General features: G+C 53.9%; 20 protein-coding genes. 8 read left to right on the forward strand and 12 right to left on the reverse strand.

Annotated features, from left to right (window positions below):
• Nucleotides 1-89 precede the first annotated feature (89 nt).
• The 10 genes from pyk to def all read right to left on the reverse strand — a co-directional run bounded on the left by pyk (nt 90) and on the right by def (nt 13,331).
• Entirely contained in the window at nt 90-1,526 is a 1,437-nt protein-coding gene (gene pyk / locus BM022_RS00900) for a pyruvate kinase (protein WP_091135857.1), read from the reverse strand.
• 34 nt (nt 1,527-1,560) lie between these two features.
• Entirely contained in the window at nt 1,561-2,751 is a 1,191-nt protein-coding gene (locus BM022_RS00905; protein WP_091135860.1) for a phosphoglycerate kinase, read from the reverse strand.
• A 127-nt stretch (nt 2,752-2,878) separates the two neighbouring features.
• Nucleotides 2,879-3,880: a type I glyceraldehyde-3-phosphate dehydrogenase gene (gene gap / locus BM022_RS00910; protein WP_091135862.1), complete on the reverse strand. Its 1,002-nt coding sequence runs from the start codon at nt 3,878-3,880 to the stop codon at nt 2,879-2,881.
• Nucleotides 3,881-3,953: 73 nt separating this feature from the next.
• A complete protein-coding gene (gene tkt, locus BM022_RS00915; RefSeq protein WP_091135865.1) occupies nt 3,954-5,969 on the reverse strand; it encodes a transketolase in 2,016 nt (671 codons plus the stop codon).
• A gap of 188 nt (nt 5,970-6,157) precedes the next feature.
• Entirely contained in the window at nt 6,158-7,408 is a 1,251-nt protein-coding gene (locus BM022_RS00920; protein WP_091135868.1) for a sigma-54-dependent transcriptional regulator, read from the reverse strand.
• A gap of 67 nt (nt 7,409-7,475) precedes the next feature.
• Nucleotides 7,476-9,644: a sensor histidine kinase gene (locus tag BM022_RS00925; RefSeq protein WP_091136115.1), complete on the reverse strand. Its 2,169-nt coding sequence runs from the start codon at nt 9,642-9,644 to the stop codon at nt 7,476-7,478.
• Nucleotides 9,645-9,819: 175 nt separating this feature from the next.
• Nucleotides 9,820-10,545 carry a DUF4390 domain-containing protein gene (locus tag BM022_RS00930; protein ID WP_091135871.1) on the reverse strand — a complete coding sequence of 242 codons (726 nt, stop codon included), beginning with the start codon at nt 10,543-10,545 and terminating at the stop codon, nt 9,820-9,822.
• Nucleotides 10,523-11,800: a 16S rRNA (cytosine(967)-C(5))-methyltransferase RsmB gene (gene rsmB / locus BM022_RS00935; RefSeq protein WP_091135873.1), complete on the reverse strand. Its 1,278-nt coding sequence runs from the start codon at nt 11,798-11,800 to the stop codon at nt 10,523-10,525. Before rsmB ends, BM022_RS00930 begins: the two co-directional genes overlap by 23 nt.
• A complete protein-coding gene (gene fmt, locus BM022_RS00940) occupies nt 11,797-12,732 on the reverse strand; it encodes a methionyl-tRNA formyltransferase (protein WP_091135875.1) in 936 nt (311 codons plus the stop codon). The genes rsmB and fmt overlap by 4 nt, the downstream gene beginning before the upstream one ends.
• Before the next feature lie 95 nt (nt 12,733-12,827).
• A complete protein-coding gene (gene def, locus BM022_RS00945) occupies nt 12,828-13,331 on the reverse strand; it encodes a peptide deformylase (RefSeq protein ID WP_091135877.1) in 504 nt (167 codons plus the stop codon).
• A gap of 437 nt (nt 13,332-13,768) precedes the next feature.
• Between def and dprA the strand changes: the two genes are divergently transcribed.
• Complete coding sequence (dprA, locus tag BM022_RS00950) at nt 13,769-14,869, forward strand: DNA-processing protein DprA (RefSeq protein ID WP_091135880.1); 1,101 nt, start codon at nt 13,769-13,771, stop codon at nt 14,867-14,869.
• A gap of 230 nt (nt 14,870-15,099) precedes the next feature.
• Entirely contained in the window at nt 15,100-17,649 is a 2,550-nt protein-coding gene (locus BM022_RS00955; protein WP_091135882.1) for a DNA topoisomerase III, read from the forward strand.
• 39 nt (nt 17,650-17,688) lie between these two features.
• Here BM022_RS00955 and BM022_RS00960 read toward each other — a convergent pair whose 3' ends face one another.
• Both BM022_RS00960 and fabF read right to left on the reverse strand, forming a co-directional pair.
• Complete coding sequence (locus tag BM022_RS00960) at nt 17,689-17,988, reverse strand: acyl carrier protein (protein WP_091135885.1); 300 nt, start codon at nt 17,986-17,988, stop codon at nt 17,689-17,691.
• A 15-nt stretch (nt 17,989-18,003) separates the two neighbouring features.
• Nucleotides 18,004-19,224 carry a beta-ketoacyl-ACP synthase II gene (gene fabF / locus BM022_RS00965; protein WP_091136117.1) on the reverse strand — a complete coding sequence of 407 codons (1,221 nt, stop codon included), beginning with the start codon at nt 19,222-19,224 and terminating at the stop codon, nt 18,004-18,006.
• A 999-nt stretch (nt 19,225-20,223) separates the two neighbouring features.
• Here fabF and BM022_RS00975 point away from each other — a divergent pair.
• The 6 genes from BM022_RS00975 to BM022_RS01000 all read left to right on the forward strand — a co-directional run bounded on the left by BM022_RS00975 (nt 20,224) and on the right by BM022_RS01000 (nt 26,828).
• Nucleotides 20,224-21,378, forward strand: coding sequence for an N-acetyltransferase (locus BM022_RS00975; protein WP_091135889.1), 1,155 nt, complete (start codon nt 20,224-20,226; stop codon nt 21,376-21,378).
• Nucleotides 21,379-21,416: 38 nt separating this feature from the next.
• Nucleotides 21,417-22,232 (forward strand): nucleotidyltransferase family protein, encoded by an 816-nt coding sequence (locus tag BM022_RS00980; protein ID WP_091135892.1) that lies wholly within the window; start codon nt 21,417-21,419, stop codon nt 22,230-22,232.
• 65 nt (nt 22,233-22,297) lie between these two features.
• Entirely contained in the window at nt 22,298-23,374 is a 1,077-nt protein-coding gene (gene lptF / locus BM022_RS00985) for an LPS export ABC transporter permease LptF (RefSeq protein ID WP_091135894.1), read from the forward strand.
• The gene (lptG, locus tag BM022_RS00990) at nt 23,371-24,435 is read left to right on the forward strand and encodes an LPS export ABC transporter permease LptG (protein ID WP_091135896.1); all 1,065 of its coding nucleotides are present in this window, start codon (nt 23,371-23,373) and stop codon (nt 24,433-24,435) included. The genes lptF and lptG overlap by 4 nt, the downstream gene beginning before the upstream one ends.
• Before the next feature lie 133 nt (nt 24,436-24,568).
• Nucleotides 24,569-25,840 (forward strand): CDP-alcohol phosphatidyltransferase family protein, encoded by a 1,272-nt coding sequence (locus tag BM022_RS00995; RefSeq protein WP_256208785.1) that lies wholly within the window; start codon nt 24,569-24,571, stop codon nt 25,838-25,840.
• Nucleotides 25,815-26,828 carry a diacylglycerol/lipid kinase family protein gene (locus BM022_RS01000; RefSeq protein ID WP_091135899.1) on the forward strand — a complete coding sequence of 338 codons (1,014 nt, stop codon included), beginning with the start codon at nt 25,815-25,817 and terminating at the stop codon, nt 26,826-26,828. The genes BM022_RS00995 and BM022_RS01000 overlap by 26 nt, the downstream gene beginning before the upstream one ends.
• The last annotated feature ends 1 nt before the right edge of the window (nt 26,829 follow it).

Here is a 26,829-nt window from a genome sequence, read left to right on the forward strand (position 1 = left end):
TTCAGGTTAGAATCGGTGTGTGTTAAATCGTAAATGGCGAGCTGCTGCAAATGAAGGCAGTAATCGATTGCCGCCTCGTGCTTATTCCTTCACGCCTTTCTGTATTCGCCTACCTTGACAATTTTCATGGTATTGGTTCCACCTGCTTTCCCCACTGGCTCTCCAATGGTCATAATGATCAGGTCACCGTTTCGCACCACGCCTCGCTTGAGCAATTCGTTCTCGGCGTGGTTCAATATGATTTCGGGATCGTTCGAGCCGCCACCGAATTTTACTGGGTAGACGCCGCGGAACAACGTCATCTTGCGGCGGGTATCCTCCTGCGGACTAAGCGCAAATATAGGAACATTCGAACTTCTGCGCGACATCAATAATACGGTCCTTCCGCTCTGAGTGAGTGCCGCGATGGCGCGGATTTTCAAGCCGCCGGCCGTAAACATGGTGGCGCGCGCAATAGCCTCTTCTATTGTTTCCGGAAGCTCGCCCTGCAGTCGACGGTTTTCGCCGCTTACCAGATATTCCTTTTCTGCTTCAAGGCAGACTCTCGCCATAGCTGCGACTGCTTCGACCGGATACTGCCCGGTAGCCGATTCCGCTGACAGCATTACCGCGTCGGTGCCATCCAGCACCGCGTTCGCCACATCGGATACTTCTGCGCGGGTCGGAATGGGACTGCTGACCATTGATTCCATCATTTGCGTCGCAGTCACCACCAGCTTATTGTTCGCGCGGGCGGTTCGGATCATCCGCTTCTGTAGCGCAGGCACGACTGCGTCCCCCACTTCGACCGCGAGATCTCCTCGCGCCACCATAATTGCGTCAGAAGCCAGTAATATATCATCCAGCGCAAGAATCGCCTCTGATCTCTCGATCTTCGCCATCAACAGGCTCTTGCCGCCAGCCTCGCGCATTACATCTCGCGCCCAGCGCATATCGTCACCTGATCGTGGGAACGATACTGCAAGATAATCCGCTTTAAGCGCTGCGGCGGTTCTGATATCTTCGACGTCCTTGCCTGTAAGCGCGGGCGCGCTAAGTCCACCCCCCTTGCGGTTGATACCCTTGTTATTGGATAGGATACCGCCCTGCTCAACCACGCAATATACTTGGTTTCCCACAACCTCTGAAACGCCCAGCACGATGCGTCCATCGTCGAGCATCAGTGTGGCACCGGTTTCCACATCGTTCGGCAGCTCTTTATAATCCAGTCCCACCCGCTCCTGATCGCCCAGCGCACACTCGGCGTCCAGCACGAATTTATCACCGGTCTTTAACAGAATCTTGCCCGATTCAAATTTGCCGATACGGATTTTCGGACCCTGCAAGTCGGCGAGTACACCGACGGCGTGACCGGCGGCGCGCGCCAGCGAGCGGGTCAATTCAGCATATTCGATGTGTTCTTCCCGCGTGCCGTGAGAAAAGTTGATACGGACGACATCGACCCCGGCATTTATCATTCGCTCGAGAACCTTAGGGTCCTTGGATGCTGGACCGAGGGTTGCGACAATTTTTGTTCTTCTGATCATATTTTAAGGGAGAATAGTAAACCGCCTGCGCCGGTCAACTGTGCTTCTCGGCGGCGCGCTGTTCGAGTATCTCCACAGCAGGCAATTTCTTCCCCTCCAGAAATTCCAGAAATGCGCCCCCGGCAGTCGATATGTACGATACCTTGTCGTAGATATCATATTTCTGGATCGCGGCAATGGTGTCCCCGCCGCCCGCAAGGGTAAAGGCCTTGGTTTCAGCGATGGCCATGGCGACTGTTCGCGTGCCCCCGCCGAACTGGTCGAACTCAAACACTCCAACGGGTCCATTCCACACAACCGTTCCGGCTTTCATGATGATATCAGCCAACTCTTTTGCGCTGTTTGGACCAATGTCGAAAATCATGTCGTCATCAGACACCGAATCCGAGTCCTTCAATTGCGCCGGTTCATTTACATCGAATTTCTTTCCGACCACGACGTCAGCCGCGATCGGGATCCTCGCATTACGCTTCGCCATCTTATCCATCAGCATTTTTGCGGTAGGAACCAGGTCGTCTTCGCATAACGATTTTCCAATGTTTTTTCCTGCAGCCTTGAGAAAGGTATTGGCTATGCCACCCCCCACTACCAGTTGATCTACCTTCTCCGAGAGCGATTCCAGTACGGTTAGCTTGGTCGAGACCTTTGAACCCCCGACAATTGCCACCATGGGTCGCGCCGGGCTTAGAAGGGCTTTAGTGAGCGCGTCGAGTTCTTCCGTGAGGAGAATCCCCGCACATGCAATGGGAGCGTACTTCGCTATGCCGTGAGTTGACGCTTCGGCGCGGTGAGCGGTGCCGAACGCATCCATCACGAACACGTCGCACAGCCTGGCGTATTTTTGTGCAGTTTCATCAAGATTTTTCTTCTCGCCCTTATTGATGCGGCAGTTTTCCAGCACGACGAGTTCGCCATCCGCTACCTCGAAGTCACTTTCTACCCAGTCCTTGATTAGACGCACGGGCTTGCCCAGACGGGCCGCGATGTCATCGGCCACGGGCTTGAGTGAATTTTCCTCGGACCATACGCCTTCTTCGGGACGACCCAGGTGCGAGGTAACCATCAACTTGGCTCCCTGTCGCAGGCAGTAGTTGATGGTAGCCATGGAAGCGGCAATACGCGCATCGGAGGTGACCTTGCCCTCCTTTACCGGTACATTAAGATCGGCGCGAATAAAAACCCGTTTGCCCTTGAGATCGAGGTCGGTGACTTTTATAACGGACACTGATGACTCCAGATTTGGGATGACATAAGGATGACGACGGGCGTTCCTATGCCTTATCGAAGGAAGAGAGCTCTGAGAAGGGGTTGGTTAGAAGCTACCTCAACCCCTGCCTTTCATCTCGAACGAATTATTTAGCTGCGACGACACGGACCATTTCCAAAATCTTGCTGGAATAGCCCCACTCGTTATCGTACCAGGACACGACTTTAACAAAACTGTCGTCCAGGGCCATACCGGCCTCTGCATCGAAGATGGAAGTACAGCTGTCGCCGCGGAAATCTGTCGAAACGACCTTCTCATCGGTGTAGCCGAGTATCCCCTTCATCGGCCCTTCCGATGCATTCTTCATGGCTGTGCAGATCTCTTCGTAGCTGGCATCCTTATTCAGCTCAACGGTGAGATCCACTACCGAAACATCGGAAGTCGGAACGCGGAAGGCCATGCCGGTAAGCTTGGTGTTCAGTTCCGGTATCACCTTGCCAACGGCTTTTGCGGCACCGGTGGAAGATGGAATGATATTCTCGAGGATACCCCGTCCTCCCCGCCAGTCCTTGTTCGAGGGGCCATCGACGGTTTTCTGGGTGGCAGTCGCCGCATGGACAGTTGTCATCAGCCCCCGCTTGATGCCGAAGGCATCATTGAGCACCTTGGCGATGGGAGCCAGGCAGTTTGTGGTGCAGGAAGCGTTGGAGATAATGGGTTCTCCATCATACGTCTTATCGTTTACGCCATACACAAACATGGGCGTGTCGTCTTTCGAAGGGGCTGACATGATTACTTTTTTTGCCCCGGCAGCGACGTGCTTCTGGCAGGTTTCCTTGGTAAGAAAAAGCCCGGTGGATTCAATAACGACCTCGGCGCCGACCTCTCCCCATTTCAGTTCAGCAGGATCCTTGATTGCGGTCAGGCGGATCTTCTTTCCATTGACGACCAGCGTCTCTCCCTCCACCGAGACGTCGCCCTTGAAACGGCCGTGTACGGAATCATGCTGCAGCATGTACGCCAGGTAGTCGGGCTCGAGCAGATCATTGATGGCGACGACTTCAATGTCCGGAAAATTTTGTATTGCCGCACGGAATACCATTCTTCCGATGCGGCCAAAACCATTGATACCGACTTTGGTTGTCATTTTTTAGACTCCTTGGATAAAAAAAAGAAACTCAGGCGCAGGAATAGCTCGATGGGGTTAACACTGGCCGGATTTAAAGCACGCTATTTACAGCTTTCACCACGTTTTCAACAGTGAAGCCGAAGTGCTTGAAAAGTTCGCCTGCCGGCGCTGACTCGCCGAATGTGTCCATGCCGACAACCGCCCCATCAAGTCCCACATATTTACGCCAGTAATCGGTGACACCTGCCTCCACCGCTACGCGTCCTATGCCCTTTGGCAAAACGCTATCCTTATAGTCCCGATCCTGCCGGTCGAACACATTCGTACAGGGCATGGACACAACACGGACTTGAACGCCAGTTTCAGCCAGCGCTTTTTGCGCCATCACAGCCAACCCGACTTCAGACCCGGTCGCGATAATGACGGCCTGCGGTTTCCCATCAGCCGCTTCCGACAGGATGTAGCCACCCTTGTCGATCTGTTTGATCAGGGCTCCGTCCCGTTTCTGAAACGGAAGGTTTTGGCGACTGAAAATCAGAATCGAGGGCCCGTCCCTGCGTTCCAGCGCGCGTGCCCAGGCAACGGTCGATTCGACTGTATCGCAGGGGCGCCACACATCCATGTTCGGAATGTACCGCAACGTCGCAGTCTGCTCTACGGGTTGGTGCGTGGGGCCATCTTCGCCCAAACCGATCGAATCATGGGTGTATACAAAAAGACAGCGAATCTTCATTAGCGCCGCCATACGCAGGGCATTGCGGGCGTATTCGGAGAACATTAGAAAGGTCGCGCCGTAGGGGATAATGCCGCCGTGTAACGAAAGTCCATTCATTATCGCGCTCATGCCGAATTCACGCACGCCATAGTATATGTAGTTGCCGCCATTTTTCTGGGTGATGCCTTTGGAGCCTGACCAGAGGGTAAGATTCGATCCCGCCAGATCTGCGGAGCCGCCAACTAGTTCGGGCAATGCCGGGGCAAGGCCTTCAATGGCGTTTTGCGAGGCCTTGCGGCTGGCAATGGTTTCTTCCTTTGCATTTACACGGCCGATCAGCCCTTCCACGTGGTCGCTCCAGCCATCCGGCAGGTCGCCCGCCATGCGGCGGGTAAACTCGGCGGCCTCGGCGGGATATTTTTCCGAATACTCAGCAAACGTGCGGTTCCACTCATCCTCCAGCCGTTGGCCCTTGGGACGGGCGTCCCACGTTGCATAAACCTCACCCGGAATTTCGAACGGCAGATGATGCCACCCGATATGCGGCCGGGTGGCGGCAATTTCCACGTCTCCAAGCGCCGCTCCATGAACCTCATGAGTATCGGCCTTATTGGGCGAGCCCATGCCGATCACGGTTTTGCAACAGATCATGGAGGGTTTTCCGCCGGCCTGCTTGGCTGCTTCGATTGCCGCCTCGATCGCTACCGGGTCGTGGCCGTTGACGTTCGGTACCACATGCCACCCATAGGCTTCAAAGCGCTTGGGTGTGTCGTCGGTAAACCATCCCTCCACATGGCCATCTATAGAGATGCCATTGTCGTCGTAGAAGCAGATCAGCTTGCCCAATCCGAGCGTACCCGCAAGGGAGCACGCCTCATGGGAAATTCCTTCCATGAGGCAGCCGTCGCCCAGGAATACGTACGTATAATGATTGACGATATCGAAGCCGGGACGGTTAAACTCCGAGGCAAGAATTTTTTCCGCCAGCGCCATCCCCACCGCATTGGTAATACCCTGCCCCAAAGGTCCGGTAGTGGTTTCAACGCCAGGCGTATATCCATATTCCGGATGGCCAGGAGTTTTGGAATGAAGTTGCCGGAAGCGCTTGATCTCTTCCATCGGCAAATCGTAGCCGGTGAGGTGCAGCAAGGCATAGATCAACATCGAGCCATGCCCGTTCGACAGAACGAAACGGTCGCGGTCAGCCCACTTTGGATTTGCGGGATTATGGCGTAAGTGATGAATCCACAACACCTCAGCTATTTCTGCCATACCCATGGGCATGCCGGGGTGACCCGAATTGGCTTTTTGCACAGCATCCATGGCCAGTGCGCGAATAGCGCTGGTAAGGTTTTTGAATACCGGTGCGTTGAAATCTCTAAATGTTCCCATGAACACGTACTCCCTTGTTCTACAGATATGGCACATAAAAACACCGCTCCCTAACCCGGGTAGCGGTGCGGGTCGGCAAAGTAACTATTATCGCTTAAGATACGATGTCAGACAATATGACAAACTAAGGTGGGCTGGATCGGGAATCGCTCAACTATTCACGGCCGAGCGATAACCTTATCAATCCTTTAGTGATTTCGCAATTTGATGCCTAAAAGCTTGAGTTTGCGGTAAAGATGCGTGCGTTCCAAACCCGCCCGTTCCGCAACCTTGGTCATGTTGCCGTTTTCCTGATCGATGAGTTGTTCAAAGTAGGCTTTTTCGAACATATCTCGCGCCTCGCGTAAAGGAACGTTGAGGGGGATGCCTCCTACTGCCTGTGGCGGGGATGAAGATGCCAGTATCTGCTTTACATCATCGGCGGATATTTCATCGCTTGCGCAGGTTAATGCAAGCGAGTGCACCACGCCGGTGAGTTGCGCGAGGTTGCCGGGCCAGTCGTGATTGCGCAAGCAATTAAGCGCAGCGGTGCTGAATTGACGCAGCGGCGCTTCCCCTGACTCGATATAACGGGAAAGTATCTGGGTCGCGAGCTCAGGAATATCCTCCCGGTGCTCTCTCAACGCGGGAACATTAATACAAAGCCCGCTTAAGGTTTCATAAAGCTTCGGGTCGTAGACCCCCTGCGCGGCAAGCTCCGCAAGCGGAGTCGAGGTGACGCACACCAGACGCACATTATACTTTTCCAGTTTGCCCAGCAGCAGCAGTAATCCCTTTTGCGCCAACCGGTTGAGGTCGCCGATTTCCTTGAGGAAAAGCAGCCCGCCTTTAGCCTGCTCAAGCAAGTCAAACGGGGCGTTGGCCAGCGCGGCGAGCGTGTCCGGCTCCACCCAGGGTGTGTTGGGGCGGTGCAGAAAACGTGCGCAAACGTCCACTCCCGTTCCTGGTTCACTGCTGAGCAGCAGGGGAGTTCTAAGGTTGACTACCTGTTCCAGTCTTTTTTTCAGGTCGACGATGACGGGTCCCTTGCCCAGACTGGCGAGAGGGAGCGTCATGCGAGGGTTCACCTGTCCTCCTCGCAGCGCGCGCCCTACGGTACTCAACAGCTTCTGCAATGGTACCGGCTTCTCCAGATAGCCCGATGCGCCCATTCGGGTCGCCTCAACCGCGGTGTCGATGGTGCCATGGCCGGACATCATTACTACCGGCATCGTGAGCAGCCCGCTGCTTGCCCATTCCTTGAGGAGGGTAATGCCATCCGTATCAGGCATCCAGATATCCAGCAGGACAAGGTCAGGGCGCGCCTGTTTCCGCCAGCTCCGCGCTTGTCCGGCATTTTCCGCAAGTGCTACCCGATAACCTTCATCGCGCAGGATTTCGGAAAGCAGTTCGCGTATGCCGATTTCATCATCAACAACCAGGATGGTATTGTTACTCATATATGGGGAGTCAAGTCTCGATAACTAACGATTCATAATCTTTTACATGATTCCGCGGACCGGGAACTCACACGGCTTCCCGATAAGCAGTCAAGGTGTCATTCCTCGCAACGGGGAGGGTGATTGTGATGCGGGCGCCGCGGGGTTGGATATTTTCAATTTTTATCTTGCCGCTATGTTCTTCAACTATTTTCTTTACGATAGGCAGACCCAGCCCAGTGCCTTTCGATTTCGTGGTTACGTAGGGTTCGAACACTCGCGCTTTGAGTTGTTCCGGGAAGCCTCCTCCATTGTCACTTACGCTAAACTGTAGCCCCTTTGGTACGATCTCCGTTCGTACCGTAATGGCGGGATCCGGCGCCCCTGCCAGCGTGTCCTGTGCATTCTGCAGAAGATTGTGGATAACTTGCCGCAAACGCGCGGAATCTCCTCGTACCAGGGGCAAATCTGCAGCCAGTACCAGGTGAATGTGCGGTTGCGAAACACCGGACCTTTCTGCGCCGGAAGCTTCGTATAGCGCAAGCACTTCCCGCACTAACGCGTTAAGATCCAGCAAGTGAAATTCCAGTTCGGGTGCGCGCGCGTACTCGCTAAATTCGTTCACCATCTTTTTGAGAGCTTCAACCTGGTTTACGATTGTATCGGTAGACCGCTTCAGGACTTGAGCGTCCTCCTTACTAAGCCTCTCAGCCAACTTGTGCTGTACGCGCTCCGCTGAAAGCTGTATTGGCGTCAGAGGATTTTTGATTTCATGCGCCAGTCGCCGCGCTACCTCCCCCCACGCAGCAATGCGTTGAGCTTGCAGCAGGTTGGTGATATCGTCAAAGACAACGACGCCGCCTCCACCCGAAATACTTGGCAGACGGGTCCCGCGCAACAGCAAGACCTGGTGAACGCCATCCCGTGAACGTTCTGCCTGGCATTGCCATTCCTCCTGACCATCCGAGCGAAACCCTTCGATAATCTCATTTATGAAGGAGACCAGCCGCGGCTCCCGCGCCCCGCATTCGGCAATAGTCAGCCCTTCCAGACCAGACAGAGGGACATTCAGGATTTGCTCGGCGCTTACGTTGGCGGTGCGCATACGCAGGCCTTCGTCAAATACCAGTACCCCCGAAGAAAGGTTGGCCAGTATATTTTCGAGGTAAGCTCTGGCGCTTTCCACTTCTTGTTGATTGCGTTGCGCAGTCATGCGGGCTTCTTCCAGCTGCTGAGTCATTAGATTGAACGATTCTGTCAACACGCCCAATTCATCCCGGCTTTGTACCGGATGGCGCCTGCTAAAGTCACCCTGGGCAACGGCGCGGGTGCCTTCGGCCAGCATTCCGAGGGGGGCGCTCAGGCGTTCGCTGATAAGAAAAGCTGCAGCCAGAGCGGAGAAGAGCGAGAGCAGCAGCGCGAGTGTGAGGGTCACTCCATAGAGGCTTTTCAAGCCTTCCCGTGACAACAGCAACTCCTGGTAATCCCGATATGCAGCCTGCACAATTTCGGCATCTTCAGCCAGTGGTTCAGGTACTTGTTGCAGAAGTTGCAGGACGTACGCATTTTCCGCCCTGCTCCCCGGATCGATCAATGCGAGAACCCGTAAGTACAATCCCTTGTTCGGGATGGATTCAACCGAGCTGCGCAACTTTTCCCTCTGAACTTCGCGCATGAGATCCATGGTCAGTGCATCCGGGGACCGCCCCGAACCATCATCATCCGCGGAAGCCAGTACGCTCCCATCCTTGCTGAACAGTGTGGCTTCCTGTGCCTGTGACTGTTCCAGGATCTGATGGAGCGTCTGTGCCAGCGGTTCGGCTTCGGACAGCGTCACTGCTACGTCCCGGGCTGTGTGACGAAGTTCCTCCAATCGGTTGTCCAGGATTTTACGTCCCAGATTCAGACCACCTTCGAGTGCCCGGTCGACCTTGACATCGAACCATGATTCGATGCTTTTTCCTAGAAATTGAACCGATACGCCATACACCAGCGCGCCGGGAAGAACAGCCATTAGCGAAAAGATCAGCAACAGGCGCAGCGCCAGCCTGGAACCGAACACGCCCGCGTTCAACCTGCGTCTGAGCCGCCAGAGCAGATACCCTACCACCCCCATCAGAAACAACACGAAGCCGACATTAAGCCGGATCAGAAGGCGGTATTTACGTTCGAACAGATCGGTGTCAGCTCCGGCCGTCGCCAGCAGAAAAAGCATGACGGCGCCCAGGCCAGCGCTGATGATAATGACGTACTTCACGGCTTGGTGCAGTCTGTAACCATGCGGAAGCGCTGAAAAAGTGCCTGGACGTGGCGCAGTTTCGCCCAGCGGGATTCGCGCGAGGCGACAAGCGCCTGGTTCCTGGCCCCAGGCGTGAAAAAAAACCACTCAGCCGCGAGCCCCGCTTGCCGAAGACCACAGGAAAACGGGGCGGTCACGGGGCCGCGCTCCCTGGTACCGCACTCAGGCTGGGCGCCGGAACCGAGACCTTCGTGGTGTACCGTGTGGACGTGCCAATTTTGTCGGTACCGCTCTCCACAGCCGATTTCTGTGATTCCTTGGACGATGGCAGTCTTTTGTTCCACCGTAGCATGCCGGTGCTTAAGTCCCAGTCTCTTGATCCCAGCGTTTCCACTTGAAAGGGTTTGGGCAACGCCGCTATATCCAGACGCATACGCACTTCCACCGCGTATTCCATATCTGGCCTGAGCTCGGTGCTGGGAATGATCGGACGGTCCCGTACGCGACTTAGTGCTTGCAGAGCCTCCTTGAGGGTACCGAAGTTCTGTGAAAATGTTCCTCGGCTCAATCGATACTGGCGAGTAAGGGCATAATAGCTCAGTCCTTCCCGTACCCTGCTTTGAGCCACTCGCTCGTCCAGCCAATACCAGCGCGAGCTTACGAGATTGAGCTCAGTCACGAAATACAGCACGATGCCCTTCTCGAGCGCATGTTCCAGCTTATGGTTGAGCGTGATCTCGAAATCGGCGTCAAACTGGTATCCTTCCTCGGTTGCTTCCACCACTACCGACTTCACCTGAATGCCACCTTCGGCATGGGCTGAAGTCGCCGGCAGGAGGATCATCGCCAGCAGCGCGACTAACGTCAGGCGCAGTCGGCAGAAGACATGAGAGGCATCAGACTTTAAGCACGAGAGCATAAAAGAAGCCGTCATGATGGGAATCGGGCATTAATTGCCCGTCAACTATTTCAGCTCCGGAAAGGGGCAGCGGACGGGCATCCGGGTGACGGCGCAAAAACTCCTCCATTTGCAACCTGTTTTCCTCGGCAAAAACGGAACAGGTGACGTAGAGTAATTTACCACCGCTGCTCAGTATCGGCCACAGCGCATCGAGGATTTCTCGCTGCTTGGCGGCAAACTGCAAAAGATCGCTTTCACGTCTTAGCCACTTGATATCAGGGTGGCGGCGGGTCACCCCAGAAGCGGAGCAAGGGACATCGGCCAGAATGCGGTCGAACGGATTCCCGTCCCACCACAGCGCGGGCCGTGAAGCGTCGCCATGGATTAGCCGATGGGCTTCCAACCCCAATCGAGAAAAATTGCGCGACACCCGAGTCAATCTATTGCTGTCGCTATCGAGCACCGTTAATTCGACTTTTGCCAGTTCCAGCAAATGCGCGCTTTTGCCGCCGGGAGCGGCGCAAGCGTCCAGAACGCGCATGCTATCCGATACGTCCAACAGTTTGGCCGCGAGTTGCGCACCCGTATCCTGAACCGACACTAACCCCTGGGCAAAGCCAGGCAGTTTTTCCACCGCCACAGGCTGCTCCAGTTCGAGCGCCTCATCACTTGCGGGCCGCGCACTCATTCCAAGCTGGCTGAGGCGATCTAGATATTCTTTGACCGTAGTCCTGCGCTGGTTGATTCTGAGTGTCATAGGCGGGCGCAGGTTGCTTGCCTCCAATGCCGCCTCATAACGTTGCGGATATTGAATGCGAAGCTTATCTATCCACCATTGCGGATGAGAATAGCGTCCCACCTCACTTTCGGTGGATTGCTGCAAGAGCGTCGCATGTTGGCGGATAAAATTGCGTAGTACCGCGTTAACCAATCCCTGAAGACCTCGGCTGCCGTTCACCCCTAGGGAAGCGGACACTGCGTTGTCGACTACCGCATGCGGCGCGGCCCGGCTGTATTCCAGTTGGTATAAGGCCACCAGTAATAAGTAACTTATTTCCTTGTTCTTAAGTGGTTTTTTCAACAATAAGCCGAGTATTGCGTCAAGTTGCCCGTAAAAGCGCAGCACGCCGTAGCTAAGATCTTGAATGGCCCCTCGTTGCTGTTCGGACAGATCTGGATGGTTGTGCCAAGTGTCCTGCAATACCGTCGTCAGGCTGGCCCCAGCCAATACTTTACTCACCGCAGCGGTAGCAAGACGTTGAGTTTTGATCATTTATGGCATTCAAAGCGGTCGCCCGGGCGTAGGGGATGTCCCAAGAGAAACTCCGTAGCACGCATTTTTTTCCCGCCCGCTTTTTGCAAGACCTCTAATACCAATGCGCCCTCGCCGCACGCGACCACTATTCCATCATGGCCAGTCGCAATAATTTCTCCCGGCGCACCGCCGCTATCTGCCCCGACTCTCGCTTGCCATATCTTCAAGGGGAGCCCGGACATATGCGCGCGTGCACCGGGACGAGGGTTAAATGCCCGCACGGCCCGGTCGACCGCTTGTGCGCCAAGGCGCCAGCTTATTTCAGCTTCCTCTTTTTCCAGCTTCGGCGCATACGTGGCCGCATCCTCATTCTGAGGGAAGGCTGTCAATGTTCCCAGCCGCAAATACGTTAATGCCTCGACAATACACTGAGCACCTAACGGCGCAAGTTTGTCATGCAGAGTTTGGGCAGTATCATTGTCCGCAATTGAAACACTTCGCTGCAACAAGATCGCCCCGGTATCGAGACCCTTGTCCATTTGCATTATTGTTATTCCAGTTTCCTGATCTCCCGCCAATATAGCCCGCTGGATAGGTGCAGCACCTCGCCACCTTGGTAGTAGTGAGGCATGAATGTTGAGGCAGCCCCGTTTCGGGATGCGCAGGACGGGGGTGGGCAGGATGAGCCCATAAGCCGCCACAACCATGACCTCCGCGCCGAAGGCTTCGAGTTGAGCATGGAACTCGGGTTGCTTGAGCGTGGTTGGCTGCAGCAGGGGAAGCCCATGTTGTAACGCCAGCAATTTGACCGGGCTCGACACGGGTTTCATACCTCGCCCGGCAGGCCGGTCGGGTTGGGTCAGCACCAACGTGATCTGATATCCCGCACCTATCAGGGCCTCGAGCGCAACAGCGGCGAAGGGTGGCGTGCCGGCGAAAATGATCTTCATGGGGAAGTATAACGGGATACGACGTGTAATGCCGCAACTGCTTTCTTGATCAACCGCTCTTGAGTAGCCCGGGTTTGCCGGAAACCAAACCGGTATTACATCACGTTTCGCCGCTGCTTCCTGAATTTAGCCTGAATTCGCGTTTGCTTTAACCGCGACCAGTACTCAACAAATACCTTCCCCAGCAAATGGTCCATTTCGTGCTGGATACATACAGCAAGTAAGCCCTCAGCCTCAAGCGTGAAAGTGACCCCATGTTCGTCAAGCGCCTCAACCGTGATTTGCTCCGAGCGCGGGACTTTGCCATATACGCCAGGTACTGATAGGCAACCTTCTTCATAGTCGGACTCACCACTGCGTGCAATGATCTTGGGATTGATCAGCACCAGCAATTGGTCATGCGTTTCGGAACTATCGATGACGATAACACGACGATGCACGTCGACCTGAGTCGCCGCGAGGCCAATGCCGGGTGCGGCATACATTGTTTCAGCCATATCGTGCACCAGCGCACGAACTTCATTCGTTACCTCGGGGACTTGATCGGCTACAGTATGCAGACGCTCATCCGGATATTGCAATATTTTTAGGAGAGCCATAAAAAAGGCTTGAATACTAAATGATCTAAATGCAGAATTTAAACCACTGCGAGATTGACCCTAAATACTGTATGGATGATGGGACGTTTTCAAAGTTCAAGCTGAAGCCAATTATATCCTGATTTAAGGAGGAAGCTCGTTTTTAAGCCTCGGCGGAACCGAAGCTTAACTTTGAGACCTTGTGTGTTAACCGATTTGGTTCTCCGGGCAGAATCCCTGCCGTATTTCCACCGTTCCGGCCAACGGCATCTGGGCGTGCCATCCCCAGCCAGAAAGCAGGAAGCGTCGTGGCTGGCATTTCATGAGTCATACTGCCTCGCCCATGCGCGAGCCATACGCGGCGCCCATCGCTCACGGTACACGCCTTGCCGGGGTCATCTGTTTTTATTCCGTGAAGCCCGTCGCGCCAAGCGGGAATTTATTCGAGGTTTCCTTAAATGAAGCTGCAGCAGGATATCGAATCCTGGATCGCCCTTTGCCTGATTGATGGCCTGGGTGATGAGTCAATACGTCGGTTACTCGTTGCATTTGGAAGTCCCGCCGAAATCTTTACCGCCAGCACCCCTGCGCTGGAGCGATTGGTGAATAAGAAGGTCGCGCATAGCATTGTCAAGGGGGCCGATCGAAATAAAGTCGCTGCCACGCTCAAATGGCTGGAGGACTCCGAAAATTCGATTATTACCCTTGCTGATCCGGATTTTCCACCCCTGTTGCTCAACATCCCAGATCCTCCGCCGCTTCTCTACTTCAAGGGAAAACGCCAACTGTTGAATTTGCCGATGCTCGCCATCGTCGGGAGTCGTAATGCGACACCGCAAGGTCTTGTTAACGCTGAAGCCTTTGCCAAAGCCACGAGTGACACCGGGCTTTGCATTGTAAGCGGCATGGCGCTCGGCGTTGACACGGCGGCTCATCGGGGCGGTTTGCGAGGCAGCGCTTCAAGCATCGCCGTGGTAGGAACGGGGCTCGATCTTGTCTATCCAGCAAGTAATCGGAAACTTGCTCATGATTTAGCTCAACAGGGAGGACTTATTTCCGAATTCCCATTGGGCACGCCGGCTATAGCGAGCAATTTTCCGCGCCGCAACCGCATCATCAGCGGCATGAGCCGAGGCTGTCTCGTGGTCGAGGCTGCGCTGCAGAGCGGGTCTCTCATTACCGCAAGGCAGGCTCTGGAACAGGGACGGGAGGTATTTGCCGTCCCGGGTTCCATCCATTCTCCTCTTGCGAAGGGCTGTCACTCGCTCATCAAGCAGGGAGCGAAACTCGTCGAAAGCGCGGAGGATATTTTGGATGAATTAGGCTACCGGGCCCCGATACCCGAGGGCATTGATAATACCGGCGAACCGGAAAGAGAAAAACCGGAGAGAGAAAAATCTCTGCTGTTGACACACCTCGGTCATGAAATCATCGATATCGACACGCTCTCCGTCCGTAGTGGCTTGACGGTGGAAACGGTATCAGCGATGCTATTGACGTTCGAATTGGACGGCCTAGTGGCAAGCCTCCCGGGTGGTGGCTACCAAAGGCTTGCGTAGATCCTATCGATGAACGTCCCATGGGGTCTGACGTCGCAAGGCAAATGATAGGGTATTCGCGACCGATTGCCATGCAGGTTGACAGACATTCACTGTCAGCGAGACTACAATCCCCCGACCAACTTGCCGGCCATCCAATAATTTTCTTGTCATGGTACTGATAATGATCAGTCATTTACACCCGTTATTTAACCCGCTGCCGCCAACCCGCGGACATTCATGGAAGCTTCATGGGTAAAACCTTAATTATCGCCGAGAAGCCTTCCGTCGCCACCGACATTGCGCGGGTCCTTGGCGGGTTCACCAAGCATGCCGATTATTTTGAAAGCGATCAGTATGTGCTGTCTTCGGCTGTCGGCCATTTGCTCGAGCTTGTTGTGCCGGAACAATACGAAGTCAAACGGGGGAAATGGAGCTTTGCCAACTTACCTATTATTCCGCCGCACTTCGACCTCAATCCCATCGAGAAAACCGAGGCTCGACTGAAGCTTTTAACCAAACTTATCAAGCGCAAGGACGTTGATTCCCTTATCAATGCTTGCGACGCCGGGCGGGAAGGTGAATTGATTTTTCGTTACATCATCCGTCATGTGGGGACGAACAAGCCGGTAAGACGCCTTTGGTTGCAATCGATGACGCCGGCTTCGATTAGAGAGGGTTTCAACAAGCTGCTCGATGACGATGCTGTGCAGCCTCTGGCAGAGGCGGCGGTAAGCCGTTCGGAGGCGGACTGGTTGGTGGGAATAAACGGCACCCGTGCCATGACCGCATTTAATTCTCAGGAAGGGGGATTTCATAAAACGCCGGTGGGCCGGGTGCAGACCCCGACACTGACGATTCTGACTGAGCGAGAAGACGCTATAAAGAAGTTCGTTCCCCGCGATTACTGGGAGGTGCATGGCGAGTTTGCCGCCAGTAATGGAAAATACAACGGCCGCTGGTTTGACGAGAAATTTGCAAAAAACAAAGCTGATGGGGAGCAAAAGGCGGAAAGATTGTGGGATCAAAAAGAAGCCGAGGCCATCCGCATCAAATGCCAGGGTAAGAGAGGTGCGGTCAATGAAGAAAGCAAGCCGGCTACTGAAATCTGCCCGCTGCTATACGATCTTACCAGCTTGCAGCGTGACGCCAACGGGCGCTTTGGTTTTTCCGCAAAGATGACACTTGGGTTGGCCCAGGCGTTGTATGAAAAGCATAAGGTGCTGACGTATCCGCGTACTGACTCCCGCGCCCTCCCTGAAGATTACCTTGGGACTGTCAAGGAGACCTTGAGTTCTCTGACAAAAAGCCGTTACGGTATTTTCGCCAAGCAGGTGCTCAAGGAAGACTGGGTTAAACCAAACAAGCGCATATTCAACAATGCGAAAATTTCCGACCATTTCGCCATCATCCCGACTTCACTAGAGCCCAAGGTCCTGAGCGAAGTCGAAGCGAAGCTTTACGATCTCGTGACTAAGCGTTTCCTGGCTATCTTTTTTCCCGCTGCCGAATTTCTTGTGACTACCCGCATCACTCGCGTCGAGAACGAGCCGTTTAAAACCGAAGGCAAGGTGATGATCAATCCCGGTTGGCAGGTGGTTTATGGTCGGGAGGTACAAGCGCGAGGCGCAGAGGATGAATCCGCGTTGATCAAGTTAAACCCGGGGGAAGGGGTCTTAGCTGAAGAAATCAAGGTTATTTCCAGTCAGACCCGCCCTCCAGCCCGATTCAATGAGGCCACGCTTCTGTCCGCGATGGAAAGCGCGGGCAAATTAGTGGAGGATGAAGATCTACGGGAAGCGATGAGTGCAAAAGGACTGGGCACCCCCGCGACGCGGGCGTCGATCATCGAAGGATTGGTTGCGGAAAACTACCTCCAGCGCGAAGGGCGGGAATTGCGACCTACTGCCAAGGCATTTTCGCTGATGACCTTATTGCGCGGCCTGAAGGTGCCTGAACTCACCTCGCCAGAACTGACAGGCGATTGGGAGTTCAAGCTGCGCCAGATTGAGCAGGGAAAGCTCAAGCGCAACAAATTCATGGAAGAAATCGCCGGCATGACGGGACACATCGTGGAGCAGGCAAAAACGCATCGAGGCGAAACAATCAGCGGTGACTTTTCCACGCTAAAGTCTCCTTGCCCCAAATGTGGAGGAGTGGTCCAGGAAACCTATAAGAAATACCAGTGCCAGAAATGCGATTTCGCCCTGTGGAAAATCCTTGCGGGTCGGCAATTTGAAACAGAAGAAATGGAGCAACTGATCACAGAGCGCGAAGTTGGCCCGTTACAAGGTTTCCGTAGCAAAATGGGTCGGCTGTTTAATGCTAATGTCAAGCTTACCGACGAATTCGAAATGAAATTTGATTTTGGCGCCGATAGCGACGAGGAGGCCGGCGGCGGGATTGACTTTTCGGGACAGGAACCGTTGGGCAAATGCCCGCGTTGTGGCGGTCGAGTGTTCGATCATGGAATGAGCTATGCCTGCGAGAAGGCCATAGGCTCCGTCCGTACGTGTGACTTTAAAATTGGGAAGATTATTCTTGCGCGTCCTCTCGAACGTGAGCAGGCGGCTAAGCTGTTACGCACTGGAAAAACCGATTTGCTGCAAAAATTTATTTCAAAAAAGGGCAGACCATTTTCCGCCTATCTGGTGATAGGGAAGGACGGCAAAGTAGGTTTTGAGTTTGAGCCTAGAGATTCAAAGACGAAACCGGCACCGACAGCTGCTCAGAACAAGTCGGTAAAACCGAAAGCAAAGAGCGTTTCGCCGAAAAAGATTGCGTCTGGTAAAACGAAATAGAATAAAATAAAAAAGGTGGATTTGTTGGGCTTGTGTTTATTATGTACCCTCTTGATCGGACGCCATTCCTGAGGCGTCGGGTCCTTTATGGGGCTCGGGTGACTGGTGTTTTTCGATGTAGGCAATAATATCCCCCACGGTGGTAAAGCTTTTAGCTTCTTCACTATCGAAATTGATACCAAAGTTATCTTCTGCGTCAAACAAAAGCTGAATCGTATCCATCGAATCAAGTCCGAGTTCGTCAAATTTCGACGCCCTGCTTATTGTGGAAATATCCAGATTTTCAACTTTTGTAGCGATGAACTGTATGACCTTCGCTTCAATGTCCGCTGTGTCCATATATAATCTCTTCCTTCAATCGAGCGTTGTGAAAACGATACTTGCATTATTGCCTCCAAACCCGAAAGCATTACATAAGGCAGCGCGCGGGTTTTTTTGCTGCGCCTGATTTGGCGTGTAATCAAGGTCGCACTCTGGGTCGGCCTCATCCAGATTAATGGTGGGGTGTACTATGCCAGTATGAAGAGCCATGATGGTGGCGATACTGCCGATCGCTGCTGATGCGCCGATGGAATGTCCTACCAAGGATTTAGTCGCGCTAATCGCAATATCCTTCGCGCCTTCCCCGAACAGCGTTTTGATCGCACGGGTTTCGACAACGTCACCTAAGGGGGTGGAAGTGGCATGGGCATTGATATGTTCCACCGCGTTTTTCGCGATGCCCGCATCCGCGATTGCGGCTTCCATGGCGGCTACCTGTCCGCTCAGGTCCGGCATGACGATATGTGCCGCGTCGCATGCCTGTCCATAGCCAGCGAGGCGGGCATATATCTTCGCCCCTCGACGCTTGGCATGCCCTTCCTCCTCCAGTATCAGTATGCCCGCGCCTTCCGACATGACGAACCCATCCCGACCTTTGGCAAATGGCCGTGATGCTCGCGCAGGATCCGTGTTAAAGCCGGTGGTTAAGGCGTGCAATATCTCGAAGCCATTCATCGTTAGTGGCAGCACGCACGCCTCCGCACCACCTGCAACAACCGCATCCGCTCGACCCGCCCGCAAGAGATCGAGGGCCCCGCCAATGGCATTTGCCCCGGAAGAGCACGCCGTGCTGCAAGTGAGATTCATCCCTTTTAGCCCATGTCTGATTGCGATCCAGGCAGCAGCTGAATTCGCCATGGTTCGAGGCACTGTAAACGGGGGTACGGGTTGATTTCGAAACTTGCGGAGCGCAGAAGACTCAAAGGTAGCAAAACCGCCCATTCCCGAACCTATGCTTACGGCTACACGTGGCGGAGAATATGCGTCAAGCCCACCCGCATCCTCAACCGCGAGTTTGGCGGCCAGCAGCGCGAGTTGGGTGAATCTGTCCGTTTGCTCGATATATTTCGCTGACAGGAACGTTTTTGGATCGAATCCGGGCACTTCTCCCGCAACTTGCGAGCGCTGACTGGAGGCATCGAAGCTGCTTACCCGCCGGATACCGCTGACACCGTTGATTGCCGCTGTCCAAAACTGGTCAGTGCCGATGCCAATAGGGGAGACCACCCCCATCCCCGTGACGACTATGCGCATATACAACTGTAGTCAATCATATAGGTAGAAAAAGCTTCTCCATGCGGAAAATGGTAAAAATTTTACAGTATCCTGCAAATCCCGAGAGAGTTCGACGCAGCAATTCCGATCTGTGGGCGGGTGGGACGGATGGAAAAAGAAAATCCATGCTATCGGGTTAACGTCGGTAATGGAAGTTGGTGCCACGATATGTCTGTTCCATATTATCCCAACTGCCGTATTGACCTGTTTGCCAACAGAAGCAGCTGTGGTCGCCTTTTCATAACTCGTACTCGATAAGTTCGACCTTTATGTACCTATTACTTTGCGTTAAAAATCATTGGGAAAAGGTACCTCAGAATACCTCCCATGATCCATATAATCAGTATTAAGCTGGAGACGACGGCCACTCCTTCCAGAATTGCCGAGAAGAGCGTCGAGCCCAGACTATCGAATTCCTGATGCCCCTCATCAGTACGCCGGCGTTTGCGGCGGTTTCTCACCCATATCTGCAGCCCAACGACCGCTGGGATGAGGGCGAGAGAAATTAGAAGATTGTATTCGGAAGTTTCCATTGATTAATCAACCTTTGCGTAATGACGATTGCTGCTCCAGTGAGGCCGCTTCAGCCCGGAGTGAAACAAGTAAATGACTATTCATGAAATCGGTAAACTACGGCAGCGTCGAGTTTTACTCATGGAGCCAACAAATTGCTGAATTGTTGCTCGGTGCCAGAAAGCGGCGATTATAATATCACACGCCGCATGCATGTCATCCAGTTAACGCGTCTTCACCCATCCTGAATCTCATCCCACTTGTGCAGCTCCGGAGGGCGAGAAGCACGGCTGCAGCTGTTTACGTGGGGCGATGCCGTTTTTCCCTGTGTTTGGCGACGTACGAACAAAGCGTCGTATTGAGAATCCTCGCATCCTTTCGACTGTTCGAGGTTTTATGAAGCGGATGTTGCGCTGGTGTGTCGAAAACTTTTGAAAATCCATTTTATGGCCCATCCGTTTCGTTATGAATGACCAATCTGTCCTGTCTGCGCCGCGCGAAATTACGGTGCAGCCAGTCACAAATCGACGCGAGATGGGTGTCTTTATAGATATACCCTGGCGCATCTATGCTGACGACCCAATGTGGGTACCGCCCTTACGCCTGGAGCGGCGCCTGCATTTTTCAAAATTCAATCCATTTTTTAAGCACGGCGAATGGCAGGCATGGGTCGCATACCGGAATAATGAACCAGTGGGACGGATCAGTGCCCAAATTGATCAAATGCACCGACAGCGCTATGGTGGGGACACCGGTCATTTCGGCTTACTGGAGTGCATAGACGACGTAGAAGTATTCGCCGCACTGATGCATACCGCCGAGGCGTGGTTGACTGCGCGGGGCACCCGCCATATTAGCGGCCCCTTCAATTTGTCTATAAATCAGGAGTGCGGCGTTCTGGTGGAGGGTTTCGATACCCCCCCGATGGTAATGATGCCTCATTCACGCAGGTGGTATGCGGCGTTACTGGAAGGGCTCGAGTATCGCCCATTGAAGGATATGCTTGCCTATTGGGTGGCGGTAGATTTTAAGGTCCCCCGATTGATGACTTCACTGATCGAGAAATTTGCGGATCATGTGCGCTTGAGGCCATTGCGCCGCGACAAGTTCAGCGAAGAAATGGAAGTACTGCGTGATATATTCAACGACGCATGGTCGGAGAACTGGGGCTTTGTCCCTTTTACCAAAGAAGAGTTCGCTGAGCTTGGCGCCAGTCTGCGTTTTCTGGTTCCAGACGATTGTATCCAAATTGCCGAGGTGGACGGCGTTCCATCGGCATTTATGGTGGCACTACCGAACCTTAACGAAATTTTTGCCGAGCTTAACGGAAGTCTGTTTCCATTTGGCTGGGTCAGGCTGCTCAGGATTAAATCCAGCGGAGGGGTACGTACTGGCCGAATACCCCTGATGGGGGTACGCAAGCAGTTTCATAATACTCCGCTAGGGATGGCGCTGGCCTTTATGGTAATCGACGCTCCCAGGGAGCTAGGACGTGCCATGGGGGTCGAGGCGGTAGAGTTGTCCTGGATACTTGAGGATAACAAACCCATGCGTGCCATTCTGGCTAGCCTGGGCTGCAGGGAATATAAGCGTTACCGGATTTACGGAAAAACGCTGTGATCAACCGAGAGATTCACGCTAGGAGCCAACTTTAGCCAATGAGCACAAGGGGTGAGTTTATCGCTGTGGTGCTGGCGGCTGACCGCACAGCCAACGATCCAATCGCGCGTAAGACGGGTTCGGCCTGCAAGGCAATTGCACCCGTGGGTGGGATGCCCATGATCATTCGTGTACTGGATGCGTTGGAAGCGAGTGGAATGGTAAAGACAATCGTTGTTTGCGGTCCGCCCGCAGCGATAATCGCTGAGTGTCCGGAACTGGAAGACCGCATTCGCTCCGGGCGAGCGATCTGGCTGCCGAACCTGGATTCGCCCAGCCGGAGCGCCAATAGCGCGCTCGCACAGATTGATCAGCAGGCTCCTGTATTGCTGACGACAGCCGACCATGCCTTATTGACGCCTGCGATCGTGCAGTATTTTCTGACCAAATCTCGGGCGGCCGGCAGCGATGCTGCTGTGGGCGTCGTCAGGTACGAAGATGTGGCAGCGGCGTTTCCCAATTCGAAGCGAACAGTAATAAAGTTGCGGGATGGGGGCCTTTGCGGTTGCAACCTTTATGCGTTTCTTAATCCTCGGGGCCGCGGGTTGGTCTCATTCTGGCAGCGGGCGGAAGATCTCCGAAAACGCCCCTGGCAACTGATCGCGCAGACGTTTGGCCCCGTCGCTGTTATCTTGTATTTGCTGGGACTGTTGTCGATCAATAAGGGGCTTGCGACCGTCACGGCCAGAACGGGCATCAAAGTGCAGCCTGTGTTTTTGCCTTATCCGCAAGCTGGCGTGGATGTCGATAAGGTTGAGGATTTGCTGCTCGCGGAATCCGTGTTGGTCGAAGCACGCTCCGCTACGCGGGGGTAAACGATTCACCACTCCTATTACCGATCCCGAAGGCGATCCCATCAAGCCTTGGCGGGGGATAATCTTTGAAAATAATAGACCGATATATCACCCGCGAATTGCTGATACCGTTCACCGTGGTGGCGGTTATTCTCGCGACACTGTTTTCAAGTTTCAGTAGCGCCCGTTTTTTGGCAAGCGCGGCGTCCGAATCGCTTGGCCTTGCCGCCATGCTCAAGTTCATACTGTTAAAAACAGCGATCGCTCTCGAAGTACTGATGCCGATCGCGCTATACGTCGCGGTAGTCATGGGGCTGGGCAGGTTATACAGAGACCAGGAGATCAGTGTGCTGCGCTCGGCCGGGGTTAGCGAGAACCGCGCGCTCTTTGCAGTCCTCATTGTTGCCATTCCGGTTGGGATCGCAAGTGGCGTGCTTTCCATTTTCGTCCGGCCGTGGGCATATGAAGAAAGCTACATGCTGAATGCGCAGGCAGAGGCGGAGTTAAATATAGATCGATTTCAGGCCGGGCGCTTTTATGGCAACGAGGGCAAGGGCAGAGTCGTTTTTGTGCAAGCCAAGGACGATTCCGGGAAACAGATGCAAAATGTATTTCATTACATCCATAAGAGCGGCAGCAGCGAGATCATTCTTGCAAAACAGGCTCACCAGCAAGAGCTCAGACCCGGCGAGCGCCCACAAATACATTTAGGAGAAGGGTTTATTTACAAGCTCATGCATTCGGGGGCGAAGGACACGGTGGTCCAATTTGAAAAATTGGTTTATTACACTGACAGCGGGAATGTGTTGGACTATAAACGCAAGGCAGCTCCTACCTCGGCGTTGATGAAATCCGATCAGCCGCGAGATATTGCCGAATTCCAATGGCGGCTGTCGCGTCCCATTGCTACGATCCTGCTGGCGCTTATTGCCGTCGCATTCAGTCGCGTGCCACCCCGACAGGAAAAAGGGGAAAAAAATTACTATGCCGCAGCTGTCGTTTTTGCGATCTACTATATCTTGAATGGATTGGCCCAGACCTGGGTGGAGCAAGGCACGATCGGAAAAATGCCCGGTGTGTGGTGGCTTTACGTTTTAATGTCCCTGGCTGCTTTTGCTCTGCTCGCGCCGGGTTTCCGTCAGAAAGTGTTTGTGCGACGATGAATGTAATAAACCGGTACCTGGCCGTGCAAGTCCTGATGGGTCTGGGGATCGCGACGGTAGTACTACTGCCGCTGTTCGGTTTTCTCGATTTGCTGGATCAGCTTGACGATGTCGGCAGAGGGACTTACCGGGTTCAGGATGCGTTCCTGAACACAGCCTTGCTTCTGCCACGCAGGTTTATCCAGTTGGCGCCCTTTATCGCGTTGCTGGGTAATGTCATCGCCCTGGGGCGGCTCGCGGTTGGGTCAGAGCTGACAGCGCTACGTGTTGCCGGAGTATCGCCCATTGGTATCAGTCGGGCCCCGCTCGCGGTCGGACTGCTCCTTCTGGTATCCATTGCTGTGCTGGATCAGTTCGTTGCCCCGCAACTTCAACAAAAGGCTATATCATCCAGGGCTGTCGCGCTTGAGAAGAGCGCCGCCCTGGGGAAAAACCTGGGTATATGGACGCGCGATGAACGTAATATATTGCGTATAGGGGAGATGTTGCACTCCGGAAGGGCGGCAGATATCGAGATCATGCATTTTGACGACAACGGGTTTCTGCTGACTTACACCCACGCACAATATGCCGACTTCAACGGTGGTGATTTGTGGGATCTGCAGGACGTCACCACGAAGACATTTACTGGAAACCGGATTGAATCGGTCAATGAGCAATCGACGAAGTGGAGATCATTCCTGAATCCGGACGATATCTCCACACTGACCAAATCGCCTGAGAGTCTTTCACCAGTCGAGCTGTTTTTGCATGTTCGTTTCCTCCGGGCCACGGGTCAAGAGGCGGACGCTTATGCACTTGCGTTGTGGCGAAAAGCGGGCGGAGGGCTGACGACAATCGCGATGCTACTGTTTTCGATTCCCTTTGTTTTTGGATCGGTAAGGGCCGGTCTTGGCAGCAGACTCGTGCTTGCGACCATGCTTGGGATCGGTGTGTATTTGTTCGATCAGATCGTCTCGAATGCTGGCCTCGTACTTCGTTTGAACCCGGCACTAACTGCACTTTCACCGGGGTTAATGTTAGCGACTATTGCTGTTTTATGGCTACGGCGTATTTTTTAGCCGCTTGTCTTGAATTGCCGATGACGAACCGTGCATCTGTTGCCAAACGGCCAGCCGCCAGCTACTTTAGGCGTTTATATCGATCATGTCGCCATCTGTGTGATTCCCACCATCGTTTACCGTTGAAGGTGACATGACCCTGTTACCGGAACGAGATCAACATAAAGATTTGCATATGCCAGCAGTGATCTACGTGCACATCGTCGGCGATAGCCAGACGACCATTTGGGGTTTGACCGGGCGCGAGCGCCTGCAGCGGATGCTGCGGCCTTTTAAGCAAGTTAGCCTAGTCGCCAACCCCGACCAGATCCCGGCGCATGCGTTAGCCTTATTCCTGCGGGGCGATCATCTGTTTGATTCCAGAGTATTGGCTTCGTTGATCAGTGCGCAGACAGACCTGGTATTTTGGACGGATAAAGGTCAGTCCGTTGGGGTGCGGATAGCCGGTGGGGAAGCGCATAGCGTGCTGGATGATTTCTTGTCCGGCGGAGGAGGACCGGTCATCTCTGGTCTGCCTCGTTGTACGCTAAAGGACCTGAATCTGCTGGACCTTCGGCAAAGGCTCAAGAAAAGGGATCCGCCTTACGTGTTACCCATCAGAACCGATAACCGTCAAACGCTTGAGGCTGAACTGTTTACCCGCTCCTATAAGGGCGTGACCGATCTGGTGACAAAATGGCTCTGGCCGCTCCCCGCATTCTGGGTTGTACGTTTTTGCGTCCGCTTCGGTTTGAAGCCAAATCAGGTCACGGTCCTTAGCCTTGTGTTTGCGGTCGCGGCCGGAATTGCGTTCTGGCATAGCTACTACGGCCCGGGTCTGCTGCTGGGATGGTTGATGACCTTTCTGGACACCGTCGATGGAAAGCTGGCACGAGTGACTGTCACTTCAAGCCAATTTGGAGATGTGCTCGATCACGGTCTGGATATCATTCACCCGCCGCTTTGGTATATCGCCTGGGGTGTGGGGCTGACCGCAACGTCAGCTGCCGCGGTGGACTTGCCGCTATTGTGCTGGCTGATACTTATCGGGTATGTTGGTGGCCGGATATGTGAAGGCGCATTTCAATTTTGGATCGCATCATTTGATATTTTCATCTGGCGCCCACTCGACTCATTTAACCGGCTCATCACTGCCCGGCGCAATCCTAACCTGATCTTGTTAACTGTCAGCTGGTTTGTGGACAGACCAGACCTTGGTCTCTTTTCGGTGATTGCCTGGCATCTACTCTCGACGGTCTTTCTTTCTGTAAGAGTAATGATGGGCTGGCAGGCTCGGCGGTCCCACGGCCATTTACAATCCTGGTTTGAGGAAATTGTCCCTGGGCAAGATGACGGGAAATTGGCTATTCGTATTTTTGCTCCTTTAACGGTTAAGGTAGATGATAGAAAAGTCACGAGTGGATAGACTGGGTTCTGGAACAGCCACCATTGGCTTGATTTTTAATCCCTTAAGCGGACGTATTCGTAAACGCAAGGATGCAATAAGACGCGCGCTTACCGAGATCCCAGGCGCAACCTGCAGGGAAGTGACGAACGCACATGAGATTAATGCATCCGTCGGGGCTTTTATCGATGCTGGTGTTGATTTGCTTGTAATTGTCGGCGGGGACGGGACGCTTCAGGGCGTGCTGTGTCATTTATTTGCAACGCAGCCACGCTCAAGCTGGCCCATTTTGGCAGTGGTACCGGGCGGCACCACTAATATGACCGCGCTTGATCTTGGTATCTTGGGCGACCCGGAGTCGGTTCTGCAAAAGTTGAGAAACTCCTTACTGAAGCAGGCACCTCCTGTATTACGCCAACGTCACGTGCTATGCATTGAGCAGACCGGGGTGGCGAAGATTTACGGGATGTTCTTTGGCGTAGGACTTATCGCGCGGGCAGTGATATTTTCGCAAAGCAGGATAAAAAAGTTGGGCATTACCGGGGAGATTTATGCCGCGATTATTACACTGGGCTATCTTGCCGGCGTACTTTTAGGATTCCGCAAAGGCTCGTGGGCACCCGTCAAGATGTCGATTATTGAAGGGAATGCTGAGCTGCACAGGGGAGCCTTCGCGTTTCTTTTTGCCAGCACGCTGGATCGCTTGTTGTTTGGAATGCGGCCGTATTGGGGGCAGGAGCAGGAACCCCTGCATGTCACATTCATCCAGCAACAGCGAAAGCATCCCCTGCGCTCATTACTGCAATTACTTTCAGGACACGGCGATGCCCTCAAAGAGAAAAACGGTTATTACAGCCGAAATACCCAAGCGCTAGAGTTGCTGGTAGATGACGTTTACGTTGTAGATGGCGAATCTTACCGGGCAGCTGGCGGAGATGGACCCCTTCGTATTACGGCAGCCGGTCCGGTCAGTTTTCTGGCGCCGGAGGGCGTAAAGGAGAAACTATAAC

It is taken from the genome of Nitrosospira sp. Nsp14 (assembly GCF_900113575.1).
Taxonomy (GTDB): domain Bacteria; phylum Pseudomonadota; class Gammaproteobacteria; order Burkholderiales; family Nitrosomonadaceae; genus Nitrosospira.